This is a genomic window from Auraticoccus monumenti (genome assembly GCF_900101785.1).
Lineage (GTDB): Bacteria > Actinomycetota > Actinomycetes > Propionibacteriales > Propionibacteriaceae > Auraticoccus > Auraticoccus monumenti.
Map to the genome: position 1 here is coordinate 2,475,737 of NZ_LT629688.1, position 12,524 is coordinate 2,488,260.

Genomic DNA, 12,524 nt, shown 5'->3' on the forward strand with positions numbered 1-12,524 from the left:
CGACCCGCCCCGTGGTAGACTCCTCTCAGGGAAAGGGGCACAACATATGTCTTTTGCAGTCGGAGAAACGGTGGTCTACCCCAACCATGGGGCGGCCGTCATCGAAGACATCGAGACCCGCACGATCAAGGGTGAGGACAGGCTCTACCTCGTCCTCAGGATCGTGGGCCAGAACGACCTGGTCGTCCGGGTGCCAGCCTGCAACCTCGACCTCGTCGGAGTGCGTGACGTCGTGGACGCCGCCGGTCTGGAGAAGGTGTTCGGGGTGCTGCGGGCACCGCACACCGAGGAGCCGACCAACTGGTCGCGACGCTACAAGGCCAACCTCGAGAAGCTGCACAGCGGCAACGTCATGAAGGTGTCGGAGGTCGTCCGTGACCTCTGGCGTCGTGAGAAGGACCGCGGGCTCTCCGCGGGTGAGAAGCGGATGCTGGCCAAGGCCCGTCAGATCCTGGTCTCCGAGCTCGCGCTGGCCGAGCGCGTCGCGGAGGACAAGGCGGAGATCCTGCTGGACGAGGTGCTGGCTTCCTGAGCACCACCGAGCCACACGCCGAACCGGTCGCTGCCATCGTGGTAGCGGCCGGTTCTGGCGTCCGGATGGGGTCGGCGGCCCCCGCCCCCAAGGCCCTGCGGCTCCTCGGCGGGCGTCCCCTGGTCCACCACGCCGTCCGCACCCTGGTCGAGGGCGGGGTCGATGAGGTGGTGGTGGCGGTGCGGCCGGAGCTGGCCGACGAGTTCGCCGCCGCGCTGGCCGACCTGGCCGGACGGGTCGGCATCTCCTACGTGGCCGGCGGCCGCGAGCGGCAGGAGTCGGTGGCCGGTGCGCTGCGGGCCCTGGAGGACTCACCCGCCCGCGTGGTGCTGGTCCACGACGCCGCCCGCCCCCTGGTCCCGGTCGAGGTCGTCCGCCGGGTGGTCGGCGCGGTCCGGTCCGGTCACCCCTGCGTGGTGCCGGTGGTCCCGGTGGTCGACACCGTCCGCGAGGTCGGCACCGAGGGGTCCCGCCGCCTCGACCGAAGCCGGCTGCGGGCCGTGCAGACCCCGCAGGGGTTCGACCTCGACGTCCTCCGTCGCGCGCACGCCGCCCTGGCCGGCAGCGGTGAGGTGGTCACCGACGACGCCGCCGCCTGCGAGCTGGTCGGCCACCCGGTCCACCTGGTCGAGGGGTCGACCCGCTCCCTCAAGGTGACGACGGAACCCGACCTGGCCCTGGCCGCGGCGCTGCTGGAGCCGGCGGCTCAGCCGCAGGCCGTCCCGGCCCCGCTCCCCCCCGCGCCCGCCCCCGTCCCCCGGCTGCGCACCGGCACCGGGCTGGACGTGCACGCGCTGGCCCCCGGACGCCCGATGCGGGTGGCCTGCCTGGAGTTCGCGGCCGAGACCGTCGGCCCGGTCGGTCACTCCGACGGCGACGTGGTCGCGCACGCGGTCTGCGACGCGCTGCTCTCCGCCGCCGGTCTGGGTGACCTGGGCAGCAACTACGGCACCTCCGACCCCCGCTGGGCCGGCGCCTCGGGACGTGAGTTCCTGGTCGAGACCGCCCGACGCGTGCGCGAGGCCGGCTACCAGGTGGTCAACGTGTCCGTGCAGCTGATCGGCAACCGGCCCCGGTTCGCGCAGCGCCGCGGCGAGGCGGAGGCGCTGATGTCACGGGCCCTGGACGCGCCGGTGAGCGTCTCGGCCACCACCACCGACGGGCTGGGCCTCACCGGTCGCGGCGAGGGCATCGCGGCGCTGGCGAACGCGCTGCTGCAGACCCGCGGCTGACGGGTCAGCCGCGGGTCCGCCTCACTCCACCTCGCTGGAGGGGGCGATGAAGCTGTTGCACACCGAGAGCGCCGTGCTGGTCCAGCCCCGCGCACCCCACAGCTGGCGGTTGTCGCCGTGGCCGTGGTTGCCGACGACGTCGGGGTCCCCGGTCAGCTGGTCGTCCCCGATGTTGAACAGCGCCTGCTCCATGCCGGCGAAGTCCTCCTCGGTCAGCCCGAGCGAGGTCCGGGTCGAGGTGAAGAAGGAGCCGGCGAAGCAGTCCGCCTGGACCTCCAGGCGCCGGCTCAGCTCGAGCTGGGTGCCCTCGTCGTCGGTGTTGGCCACCAGCAGCTGCCCGGGGATGAGCAGGTTGCTGCGGGCCTGGACGTTGTGGCCGTACTCGTGGGCCATCACCAGGGCGGCGATGTTGGGCTGGCGGAGGTCGGGCAGGTACTCGAACATCAGGGTGGAGAAGTACACCGACTGGTCGGCCGGGCAGTAGAAGGCGTTGACCGCCTCCTCGCCCTGCATGCTGCCGCAGCCGGAGGTGACCGAGTCGCTGTAGACGGTCACCTGGGGGCGGACCTCGGCCCAGCCGGCGGCGTTCAGCGCCGGCTGCCAGACCCGGGTCAGGCAGGCCATCTCCTCGGTGATGTAGGCGTCCAGCTCGTCGTCGCCCATCTCCCAGGGGTTGCCCGCGGGGAGCTCGCAGCGCACCGGCTCAGGCATCGTCTGGACGTACAGCGGGTTCTCCTCCAGGGCGACGTAGGCATCATCGAAGGTGGTGGGGTAGTCCGGCAGCGCCGGTGGGGTGGCCGACTCCGGCGGCACCTCGTAGTCCTCGTTCTCGTAGGCGACCTCGCGGCTGCCGCCGACCCCGCTGAGGTTGACCAGCACCAGCGCGCCGAGGGCGACCACGGCCAGGGCGCACATGGCCAGGAAGACCGTCCTCAGCGGGTTGCGCCGGCGCCGCGGGGGCGGTGCGAACCCGCCGGGGCCACGGATGAGCGGCTGCTGGCCCCACTGCGGCTGCTGCCCCCAGGAGGGCTGGGCCGGCCACTGCCCCGGGGCGTTCCAGCCGGGCGGGGCCTGCTGGGGCCCGGCGGCGTTCCAGGGGGAGGAGTGGGGGACGTTCCGCTGCGGCGCCGGCGGACGCTGGCCCGCGGGCGGGCCCCAGGGCTGTTGGGTCACGGGCGACACCCTAACCCCAGCCGGGTCCGCGGACGGCGGCCCGGCACCGGCGGCGGCGGACTCCCGACGGGCTATCGTGTGGCCGGGCCGCCCCGGCGTCCCGTCCTGACGACCTGCCCGACCGGAGGCCCCTGACGTGACTGCCCTGCACCCCACGAGCCCGGGCCGGGTCCGCACCGCCCGGGTGGTGGTCGCCACCCTGCTCGCCGTGCTGCTGACCTCCCTGGCGCTGCCGGCGCACGCCGACGGCCGCGCCAGCCTGGTCGACATCCAGGTCTCGGTCGGGCGGGACGGGGCGCTGCGGGTCGAGCAGACCCTCACCTTCACCGAGACCCCGCCGGCCGAGGTCACCCAGCGGGTGGCCCTGCGCCAGAACGTGCTGGGGGACCGGGAGCACGTCTACTCCGTCAGCGACGTCACCACCTCCGCCGGTGCGGCCCCGCAGGTGGAGGAGTCCGGAGACGCCCTCACGATCACGGTGCCCACCCAGGACGCCAGCGGCCCGGTGACCATCGGCTACACCGTCCGCGGTGCCACCTTCGCCCTGGACGAGGACACCACCCAGGTCCGCTGGCGGGTGCTGCAGGGGCTCTCGGTCAGCGTGGACGAGGTCACCGGCGGGGTGAACCTGCCGGGCATCGCCGAGGACTTCCAGTGCCTCTCCGGCCCGCCCGACGTGGCCAACCCCGGCGTCTGCCGCTTCTCCGCCGCGGGCACCGAGGACTACCCGCAGCCCCAGTTCGCCGACGGCGCCCGCGGTGAGGGCGAGGTGGTGCTGCTGCAGATCACCATCCCCACCCAGGCCGTGGCCGTCACCGAGCAGGTCGAGCGCCGCTGGACCCTCGGTGGGGCCTTCTCCGCCGACCCGCTGCCGCTGGGGGCCGCCCTCGGCGCGCTCCTGCTGGGTGGCCTGGTGCTCTTCGCCCTGCACCGACGGGCCGGGCGCGACGCCTCCCCGGGCACGCCGACCCGGGTGGCGGAGTTCCGCCCGACCGGCCCCGGCCAGTCGGAGTTCTCGCTGCTGGTGCCGGTGCGCCCCGGGCAGGTCGGCACCGTGGTGGACGAGCGCGTGGACCCGATCGACGTGACGGCCAGCCTGATCGACCTCGCGGTGCGTGGCCACCTGCGGATCGTGGAGCTGCCGCGCGCCGAGGAGTTCGCCCGCACCGACTGGCTGCTGGTCCGGCGCCCCGGGGACGAGGAGCAGCTCGCCGGCTTCGAGCGGGCGCTGCTCACCGCACTCACCCCGGCGGAGGGCCGGGAGGGGGTGCTGGTCTCCGAGATCGGGCCCACCATCGCCGCGCACATCGCCGACGTGCAGTCCCACCTCTACGACGACGTGGTCAGCAGCGGCTGGTTCGACCACCGGCCCGACAGCACCCGCAACGTCTGGGGGACCGCTGGCGTGCTGGCCCTGGTGGTGGCCGTGGTGGCCACCGGCGTGCTGGTCGCCCTGACCACCTTCGGGCTGCTCGGCCTGGCCCTGGTCGCGCTGGCCCTGGGGCTGTGCTTCGTGGGTCAGGAGATGCCGGCCCGGACGCCGGAGGGCTCGAACCTGCTGGCCGGGCTCAGCCTGCTGCGCAGCGAGCTCCAGACCCACCCCACCACCCAGGTACCGGCGGGGAGGGAGCTGCACGAGCTGTCGGAGGTGCTGCCCTACGCCATCGTGCTGGGCGGGCGGGACCGCTGGATCGACGCCATCGTGGACGCCGACGAGGACGGCGACGCCGACTCCACCGACCTGTCCTGGTACCACGGCCCCGACCACTGGCACCTGCACCACCTGCCGGAGTCGCTGAAGAACTTCATCTCCACGGTGTCGGGCAACCTCTTCGCCCGCTGACCGGGCGCGGCGGCGTCAGTAGCGCCAGAGCCGCATGTCGCGGGTGTAGGTGGTCACCACCCGGGGCGAGAGCAGCGTCGAGGGCTCGGCGTCCCAGCCCTGGTCGGGCTCACGACCGGAGGGGTCGCGGGGGAGCCTGGTGGTCTGCTGCAGCGTCTCCAGGTCGTGGAAGCGCAGGCCCGCAGGCAGCGGTGAGCGGGTGAGGAGCCCGGGCACCGCGCCCGGCTCCGGGTCGACCACGACCCCGCCGGGCCCGCCGGGGAGAGCGAGCACGAAGCCCCACTCCCCGAAGGAGGGCACGTTCACCGACAGCGGCACCACGGTGCGCCCGGGCATCCCGGCCACCACCGTGGCCGCCACCTGGCGGTGCACGTCGGGGGTGAAGTAGGAGGAGGTGGCCTGGGTGGCGAGGACGCCGTCCGGGGCCAGCCGCTCCGCGGCGCGGGCGTAGAGCTCGCGGGAGTAGAGCTTGGCCACCCGCTCGTCCGAGGGGTCGACCAGGTCGGCCAGCACGACGTCGACCGGTGGCCCGGGCTCGCCCAGCCAGACGAAGGCGTCGGCGTTGACCACCTCGACGCGGGGGTCGTCCAGGGCGTGCTGGTTGGCCTCGGCGACGAGGCGGTTCTGCCGGGCGAGGGTGGTCACCGCGGGGTCGAGGTCGACCACGGTCACCCGCTGCACGCCGGGGTGGCGCAGCACCTCGCGCGCCAGCATCCCGTCCCCGCCGCCCAGGACCACCACCGAGCGGGGGTCGGCCACCGAGGTGAGCGCGGCGTGGGCCAGGGTCTCGTGGTACCGGGCCTCGTCGACGGTGGAGAACTGGAGCTGGTCGTTGAGCCAGAGCCGGGTGTCGGACCCGTAGGCGGTGAGGACGATGCGCTGGTAGGCCGAGGTCTCCTGGTGCACCACCGGGTCGGTGTACTGCCGGGCCACCGCCATCCGCTCCAGCGAGGAGCTGGCCACGAACAGCGCCAGCAGCACCAGCAGCGCGAGCACCGAGAGCAGGTTCCACCGCGTCCGCAGCCCCATCCGCCACAGCATGAACAGCGCCACCGCCACGTTGAGCAGGGCCACCGTGACCGCCGTCCGGGCCAGCCCGAGGGTGGGGAGCAGCAGGAACGGGAAGAGCAGCGAGGCCACCAGCGCGCCGAAGTAGTCCAGCGCCAGGACCTTGGAGAGCAGGTCCACCGACTCCTCCCGACCGCTGGCCCGCACCAGCGACACCAGCAGCGGGATCTCCACCCCGATCCCCACCCCGATGGCCAGGGAGAGGACCACGAAGACCACCCAGTAGACGTCGGTGGCGGCGAAGGCCCAGTGCACCAGCAGCACCGAGCTGCCGCCGAGCAGGGCCAGCAGCACCTCGTTGCGGACGAAGGACAGGCCGGGGTCGGAGGTCAGCCGGGTGGCCAGCAGCGAGCCCAGACCCATCCCGAACAGGGTGAGACCGGTGGCCAGGGAGAAGGCCACCACCGAGCTGCCGAACAGGTAGGACGCGGTGGTGCCGAGGATCAGCTCGTAGACGATGCCGCCGACGGCGACCAGCAGGGCGGCGGCGAAGACGGTGGCGCGGTCCAGCTGCCCGCGCCGGGTCACGGGGAGATGATGGTGCCGGCGATGATGATGCCGATCGCCACCGCCAGACCCGCGATCATGATGCCGAAGGCGACGTTGTGCTCGGTGACGAGCTCGTGGTGCAGCCGGAGGTGGAACAGCTTGTTCACCACCACGATGGTCAGCACCATCAGCACGATGCCGAGGACGGAGTACACCACCGTCGACAGCAGCGCGGCGAGGTCGATCAGGGGCGAGGTCTGCTCGTTCATGGGCGGTCTCCGTTCGTAGGGGTGCGGGTCACTTGCCGACGCCTCCGCCGCCGACGCCGCCCCCGCCGAAGCCGGTGCGGCAGTCGCTGGTGGTCTGACCGGCGCGCGGGGTGCAGTCGCGTTGGGGGAGGCAGGAGCCGAGGGTGCCGAAGGCCAGCACCGCCAGCACGACCAGGGCCATCAGCAGCTTGCGCAGGTCGTAGGGGGCGATCCGGCGGCCGAAGTGGTGCTTCTGGCCGGCCACGTCCAGCGTCGTGGCGGCGTAGGCGTCGATCACCCGCTCGTCGAACTTCTCCAGCACCACCCGGTGCGGGCCACCGAGCTCGCGCAGCTCGGCGTAGGCGACCTGCTGGCCCTGGACGATGTCGTAGGTGAAGGCGCCCTCGAGGGTGTCGATGGTGCCCACCCCGACCTCCCGGACGACCCAGCGCCTCGCGACGCCGTCCAGCGTGAGCTCGAGCTCCTGGTGCAGGGCCAGCGCGGTGGGGTCGGTGGTCGGCTCGCTGCGGGCGGGCCAGTAGAGGGAGACCTCGCGGGAGTAGTGGTCGTACTCGACCCAGAAGTCCAGGTCCTCGTAGCCGAGGAGCTCCCACTCCTCCCAGTGGTAGTGCCTGCCGTCCTCGGTGTCCCACTCGGAGTAGACCGCGACGCCGTTGGGCAGCGAGCGCCACGGCGGGTCGCCGATCAGGTAGCGGCCCAGCTTCATCCGCGCCTTGGGTCGCACCACTAGACCAGCTCCCTGAGCTCGACCCGGGTGGCGCCCAGCTCCTCGCGGACCAGGTCCGCGGTGTGGTCCCCGAAGCCCGGCTCGGGCAGCCGGCAGGTGGTCAGCGTCAGGTAGGCGGTGCCGGCCTCGGGCCAGGTGTGCACGGCGATGTGGGACTCGGCCAGCAGCACCGCCAGGCTGAGCCCCTGCGGGCTGAAGCGGTGCGCGGTCTCGGCCACCGGCGTCAGCCCGGCGTCGCGGACCACCCGGGCCAGCAGCCGCTGGACGAGCCCGAGGTCGTCCAGCCGTGCGGCGTCGGCTCCGGAGACCTCGAAGAGGTGCACGGTGTTGCGGGGGAGGACCACCGGTCTCCTTCTCGACGGGTCGCGATCAGGGCCGAGGCTAGCGGTGACCGGGGTCGGCGGGCGCACGCCGGGCCGTGCGGCTCACGCGGCGCGCTGGAAGTGCCAGAGGATGGTGGACGGAGTGTCCCAGGCGGCGGCCGTGGCCGCGGGCAGCAGCGGCATCAGCGACCACGGCCAGACGTCCCACTGCCCGAGGTCGGCACCCTCGGTGGCCGGTGCCGGGCCGGTGGCCGACGGGGACACCTCCTCGCGGGACGCGCCCGGCTCCTCGCAGCGCCGCACCTCCAGCCCCCGGGGCAGCGCCGCGCGGAGGAAGTCCCCGGGGGTGTGCTGGTAGGTGGGCACCAGGCCCGGCTCGCCCCCGGGCCCGAGGGAGGGGACGACCGAGCCACGGCGGACCAGCTCGTGGTGGACGTCGGTGACCACGAGGTGGCCCGAGGGGCGCAGCACCCGGGCCAGCTCGGCCACCGCCGGGCCGAGGTCGGGCAGGTGGGAGAGCGCCAGCCCGCAGACCGCCAGGTCGACCGAGGCGTCGGGCAGCGGGAGCCGGGTGAGGTCGCCGACCTCGAAGCGGGCCCCGGGCACCCGGCTCCGGGCCAGCTCCAGCATCTCCGGTGAGGCGTCCACCCCCACCACCCGGTGCCCGCGCCGGTGCAGCAGCTCGGTCAGGCGTCCGGTGCCGCAGGCGGCGTCCAGGGCCACCCCGGGCGGCAGCGGGTCGACCACCTCGGCGACGAAGGGCTCGTCCAGGTCGAACAGGCCGTTGGGCTGGTCGTAGCCCGGGGCCCACTGCCGGTAGCCCTCGGCGGCCGAGCCGCGAGCCACCCGGACCCCGGGGTGAGACGTCAGCGACGGGTCGTCCAGCAGGCGGCGGACCTCGGCCAGGCGGTCACGGGTGAAGGCCTCGTCGCGCTCACCGGACCAGCCGCGCAGCAGCGCCAGCCCCTCCATCGCGAGCAGGTAGGCCAGGGGGTGCTGGTAGGTGGTCACGACGGGAGGCTAGGAGCGTCCCGCCGCGACCACCACCGGATTCCGCCCTCGCTCAGAGCTCCAGACCGGGGTACAGCGGGTTGGCCTCGAGCAGCTCGGCGATGCGGGCGCGGGTGCCCTCGGCCACGCCGTCGGCCAGCACGTACCTGGCCTTGCCGGGCTGACCGTTGCTGGCGGTGGCCGGGGTCGTCGAGGACAGCACCGAGGTGATCAGGTCCGCGACCTGCTCGAACTCCGCGCCGCCGAAGCCGCGCGAGGTCAGCGCCGGGGTGCCGAGGCGGACGCCGGAGGTGTACCAGGCGCCGTTGGGGTCGCTCGGCACGGCGTTGCGGTTGGTCACCACACCGGCCTCCAGCAGGGCGGACTCGGCCTGGCGGCCGGTCAGCCCGTAGCCGCTGACGTCGATCAGCACCAGGTGGTTGTCGGTGCCGTCGGTGACCAGCTTGGCCCCCCGCCGCATCAGGCCGTCGGCCAGGGTCTTGGCGTTGTCGGCGACCTGCTGGGCGTAGGTCTGGAAGGAGGGCTGGCGGGCCTCGGCCAGGGCGACGGCCTTGGCCGCCATCACGTGGGAGAGCGGGCCGCCGAGCACCATCGGGCAGCCGCGGTCGACGCTGGGCGCGTACTCCCCGGTGGCCAGCACCAGACCGCCGCGCGGACCGCGCAGCGACTTGTGGGTGGTGGTGGTGACGACGTCGGCGAACGGCACCGGGTCCTCGTCGCCGGTGAACACCTTGCCGGCGACCAGACCGGCGAAGTGGGCCATGTCGACCATGAAGGTGGCCCCGACCTCGTCGGCGATCTCACGCATCCGGGCGAAGTCGATCCGGCGCGGGTAGGCGGAGTAGCCCGCGATCAGGATCAGCGGGCGGAACTCCCGGGCGGCGGCGGCCACCTGGTCGTAGTCGACCAGACCGGTCTCGGGGTTCGTGCCGTAGGAGCGCTGCTGGAACATCTTGCCGGAGATGTTGGGACGGAACCCGTGGGTGAGGTGGCCGCCGGCGTCCAGGCTCATGCCGAGCATCCGCTGCTCGCCGAACTTCTTCCGCAGCACCTCCCAGGCGTCCTCGGAGAGCTCGTTGACCTGACGGACGCCGGCCTCGGCCAGCTCGGGCTGCTCGACGCGGTGGGCCAGGATGGACCAGAACGCCACCAGGTTGGCGTCGATGCCGGAGTGCGGCTGGACGTAGGCGTACTCGGCGCCGAAGAGCTCGCGGGCGTGCTCGGCGGCGATCGACTCGACGGTGTCGACGTTCTGGCAGCCGGCGTAGAAGCGGTGCCCGATCGTCCCCTCGGCGTACTTGTCGCTCAGCCAGTTGCCCATCGTCAGCAGCACCGCGGGGGAGGCGTAGTTCTCCGAGGCGATCAGCTTCAGCGAGGCCCGCTGGTCGTGGAGCTCGGAGCGGATGGCGCCGGCGATGCGGGGCTCCACGGACTCCACCACCTGCAGCGTGGCGCGGTAGGCGTCGTTCACGGACGGGATGAGGGGATCGGTCACCGGTACTCCTGGTCGAGGGGCTCAGACCCGCTCAGGTTATCCGCTGCCGGGAGGGGGCGCGGTACAGTCCGGCCGGGCACGGGGAAGGAGACGTCGTGAGCCTGTGCACGTACCGCGTCACCGCGGCAGGGGACCGCCATCGGTGAGCTGCTCGGGACGGGCCAGACCGGTCCGGCCCTCGTCCTGTCCTTCGTCCTGCTGGCCGTCGCGGCCGTCGGCGTCGGCTTCGCCAAGACCGCCATCGGCGGGCTGGGCACGCTGGCCGTCGCCGTCTTCGCCCTCGTGCTGCCCGCCCGGGAGTCCACCGCGGCGCTGCTGCTGGTGCTGCTGGTGGGCGACGTGGTCGCCGTCACCCGCTACCGCCGCGACGTCGACTGGCGGCTGATCCGCGGGCTGCTGCCGGGTCTGCTGCCCGGGCTGGTGCTGGGCACCTGGCTGCTGTCGGTGCTCAGCGACACCGCCATGCAGCGCGGCCTCGGCGTCATCCTGCTGCTGCTCACCGGTCTGCAGCTGGCCATGCGGCGCCGCCGCGCCGGCTCGGACGCCCCCGTCCGGCCGTGGCCGTGGCCGGCGCGGCTGGGCGTCGGCACCGCCGCCGGGACCACCACCATGGTGGCCAACGCCGGGGGCCCGGTGATGGCGCTCTACCTGCTCGGGCAGGCGGTGGAGAAGAAGCGGTTCGTGGGCACCAACGCCTGGTTCTTCTTCCTCATCAACCTCACCAAGCTGCCCTTCAGTGCCGGCCTGGGGCTGCTCGAGCCGCGGCTGCTGCTGCTCGCGCTGGTGCTGGCCCCGTGCGTCCTGGTCGGGGCGGCGCTGGGGATCACGCTGATCAAGCGGATCCGCCAGCAGGCCTTCGAGCTGGCCGTGCTCGGTGCCGCCGCGCTCAGCGCCGTGGTGCTGCTGGTCACCTGAGTCAGGCGATCATCGCCACCGGCTCCCCGCCGCGGCGGCTCGGGTCGGCCAGGGCCTCCTCCCAGGCCGGCGCCAGCCGGGGCGCCACCTGGGCCAGCTGGTCGGCGGGGGCGGAGTAGGGCAGCCGCAGCCAGGACTCCAACCCCCCGGTGACGGCGAAGTTCGGGGCGGCGGCCAGCCTTAGCCCGTGCCGGGCCGCAGCCACGCAGAGGGCGGTCGAGCGCGGCACGGGGAGCTCGCACCACAGCGCCATGCCGCCGGTGGGGACGTCCACCCGCCAGTCGGGCAGCGCGGCGGTGACGGCGGCGTGCAGCAGGTCGCGTCCCTCGCGGAGCCGGCGACGCTGCTCGGCGACCAGCTCCTCGGCCCGGGCCAGCAGCTCCACCGCGACCAGCTGCTCCAGCACCGGGGCCCCTAGGTCGAGCCGCAGCCGGCTGGCGGCGACGTCGGCCATCCGGGCCCGGGGGGCGCGCAGCCAACCGATCCGCAGACCGCCCCAGAAGCTCTTGCTGGCGCTGCCCACGGTGACCGCGTCGGGGACCAGCCGCCCGAGCGGGACCGGCACCTGCTGCCCGTCCAGGGCGAGGTCGACCAGGGACTCGTCCACGATGGGCACCACCCGGGCCCGGGACAGCACGGTGGCCACCCGGTGACGCTGGTCGGTGTCCATCAGCGCCGCGGTGGGGTTGTGGAAGTCCGGCACCAGGTAGGCCGCCCGGGCCCCGACCTGGCGGACGAGGGTGGCCAGGCCCCCGGTGTCCCACTCGTCGCCGTGCTCGCGGTGGTGCACCGGGTGCGCGACCGCCCGCGCCCGCGCGCCCTCCAGGGTGGCGATCGCGTTGGGGTAGGTCGGGTTCTCCACCACCACCCGGTCCCCGGCCTCGAGCAGGGCGCGGACGGCGATGGCCACCCCGGCCAGCGCCCCGGAGGTGACCAGCACCTGGTCGGGGTCGGTGGGCAGGCCGCGGGCGGTGAACCGGGCCGCCAGCGCCTCGCGCAGCACCGGCAGGCCCGAGGGGTAGTACCCGGTGCCGGGCAGGTAGCCGCCGAGCTGCTCCAGCGCGCGGGCGTAGGCGTCGACCACGCCGGGCGGGGCGACGGGGGCGGTGCAGGTGAGGTCGATGTCGTCCTCGGCCCCGCCGGAGGGGCTCAGCAGGTGGTCCACCCGGCCACCGGCCACGGCGGGGTGGCGGACCACGCTGCCCGATCCCCGCCGGGACTCCAGGTAGCCCTGCTCGCGGAGCAGCCCGTAGGCGCGGGTGACGGTGGTGCGGCTGACGTCGACCCGGGAGGTGAGCTCCCGCTCGCTGGGCAGCCGGGCACCAGCGGCGATCCGGCCGTCGTCGACCGCGGCCCGGAGCCGGCCGGCCAGGTGCTCGTAGGCGGGTGAGGTCCAGCCGTCGCCCAGCAGGGTCGCCACCCGGGTGGCGGAGATGGTGCGCTGCAC

At 73.9% G+C, this 12,524-nt stretch carries 12 protein-coding genes and 1 pseudogene; 5 read left to right on the top strand and 8 right to left on the bottom strand.

Going from position 1 to position 12,524, the window contains the following annotated elements; translation table 11 throughout:
- Positions 1 to 46 precede the first annotated feature (46 nt).
- The 3 genes and pseudogenes from BLT52_RS11460 (at position 47) to ispF (ending at position 1,764) form a co-directional block, all read left to right on the top strand.
- Positions 47 to 532: a CarD family transcriptional regulator gene (locus tag BLT52_RS11460; RefSeq protein WP_090593662.1), complete on the top strand. Its 486-nt coding sequence runs from the start codon at positions 47 to 49 to the stop codon at positions 530 to 532.
- Between the two features lie 38 nt (positions 533 to 570).
- A pseudogene (gene ispD, locus BLT52_RS21235) lies at positions 571 to 1,218 on the top strand (2-C-methyl-D-erythritol 4-phosphate cytidylyltransferase); the annotation flags it as partial.
- Positions 1,219 to 1,293: 75 nt separating this feature from the next.
- Positions 1,294 to 1,764: a 2-C-methyl-D-erythritol 2,4-cyclodiphosphate synthase gene (gene ispF / locus BLT52_RS21240; protein ID WP_197679364.1), complete on the top strand. Its 471-nt coding sequence runs from the start codon at positions 1,294 to 1,296 to the stop codon at positions 1,762 to 1,764.
- 21 nt (positions 1,765 to 1,785) lie between these two features.
- Here ispF and BLT52_RS11470 read toward each other — a convergent pair whose 3' ends face one another.
- The gene (locus BLT52_RS11470) at positions 1,786 to 2,937 is read right to left on the bottom strand and encodes a neutral zinc metallopeptidase (RefSeq protein WP_157677089.1); all 1,152 of its coding nucleotides are present in this window, start codon (positions 2,935 to 2,937) and stop codon (positions 1,786 to 1,788) included.
- A 136-nt stretch (positions 2,938 to 3,073) separates the two neighbouring features.
- Here BLT52_RS11470 and BLT52_RS11475 point away from each other — a divergent pair, with 136 nt between their 5' ends.
- Positions 3,074 to 4,780, top strand: coding sequence for a DUF2207 family protein (locus tag BLT52_RS11475; RefSeq protein WP_090593668.1), 1,707 nt, complete (start codon positions 3,074 to 3,076; stop codon positions 4,778 to 4,780).
- A gap of 15 nt (positions 4,781 to 4,795) precedes the next feature.
- Here the strand turns inward: BLT52_RS11475 and BLT52_RS11480 are convergent, their stop codons facing one another.
- From BLT52_RS11480 to BLT52_RS11505, 6 genes are all read right to left on the bottom strand, one after another.
- A complete protein-coding gene (locus BLT52_RS11480) occupies positions 4,796 to 6,376 on the bottom strand; it encodes a polyamine aminopropyltransferase (RefSeq protein WP_090593671.1) in 1,581 nt (526 codons plus the stop codon).
- Positions 6,373 to 6,606 carry a DUF350 domain-containing protein gene (locus tag BLT52_RS11485; RefSeq protein WP_090593674.1) on the bottom strand — a complete coding sequence of 78 codons (234 nt, stop codon included), beginning with the start codon at positions 6,604 to 6,606 and terminating at the stop codon, positions 6,373 to 6,375. The genes BLT52_RS11480 and BLT52_RS11485 overlap by 4 nt, the downstream gene beginning before the upstream one ends.
- A gap of 28 nt (positions 6,607 to 6,634) precedes the next feature.
- On the bottom strand, positions 6,635 to 7,333 hold the full coding sequence (locus BLT52_RS11490; protein ID WP_090593677.1) for a hypothetical protein: 699 nt from the start codon (positions 7,331 to 7,333) through the stop codon (positions 6,635 to 6,637).
- The gene (locus BLT52_RS11495) at positions 7,333 to 7,677 is read right to left on the bottom strand and encodes an S-adenosylmethionine decarboxylase family protein (protein WP_157677090.1); all 345 of its coding nucleotides are present in this window, start codon (positions 7,675 to 7,677) and stop codon (positions 7,333 to 7,335) included. Before BLT52_RS11495 ends, BLT52_RS11490 begins: the two co-directional genes overlap by 1 nt.
- 81 nt (positions 7,678 to 7,758) lie before the next feature.
- Positions 7,759 to 8,667 (bottom strand): class I SAM-dependent methyltransferase, encoded by a 909-nt coding sequence (locus BLT52_RS21695; protein WP_197679012.1) that lies wholly within the window; start codon positions 8,665 to 8,667, stop codon positions 7,759 to 7,761.
- Positions 8,668 to 8,719: 52 nt separating this feature from the next.
- Positions 8,720 to 10,162 (bottom strand): glycine hydroxymethyltransferase, encoded by a 1,443-nt coding sequence (locus tag BLT52_RS11505; protein ID WP_090593683.1) that lies wholly within the window; start codon positions 10,160 to 10,162, stop codon positions 8,720 to 8,722.
- Positions 10,163 to 10,360: 198 nt separating this feature from the next.
- Between BLT52_RS11505 and BLT52_RS11510 the strand changes: the two genes are divergently transcribed.
- Complete coding sequence (locus BLT52_RS11510; RefSeq protein ID WP_231946632.1) at positions 10,361 to 11,077, top strand: sulfite exporter TauE/SafE family protein; 717 nt, start codon at positions 10,361 to 10,363, stop codon at positions 11,075 to 11,077.
- Position 11,078: 1 nt separating this feature from the next.
- On the opposite strand, the gene yczR is transcribed toward BLT52_RS11510, so the two are convergent.
- Positions 11,079 to 12,524 (bottom strand): MocR-like transcription factor YczR, encoded by a 1,446-nt coding sequence (gene yczR / locus BLT52_RS11515; RefSeq protein WP_197679013.1) that lies wholly within the window; start codon positions 12,522 to 12,524, stop codon positions 11,079 to 11,081.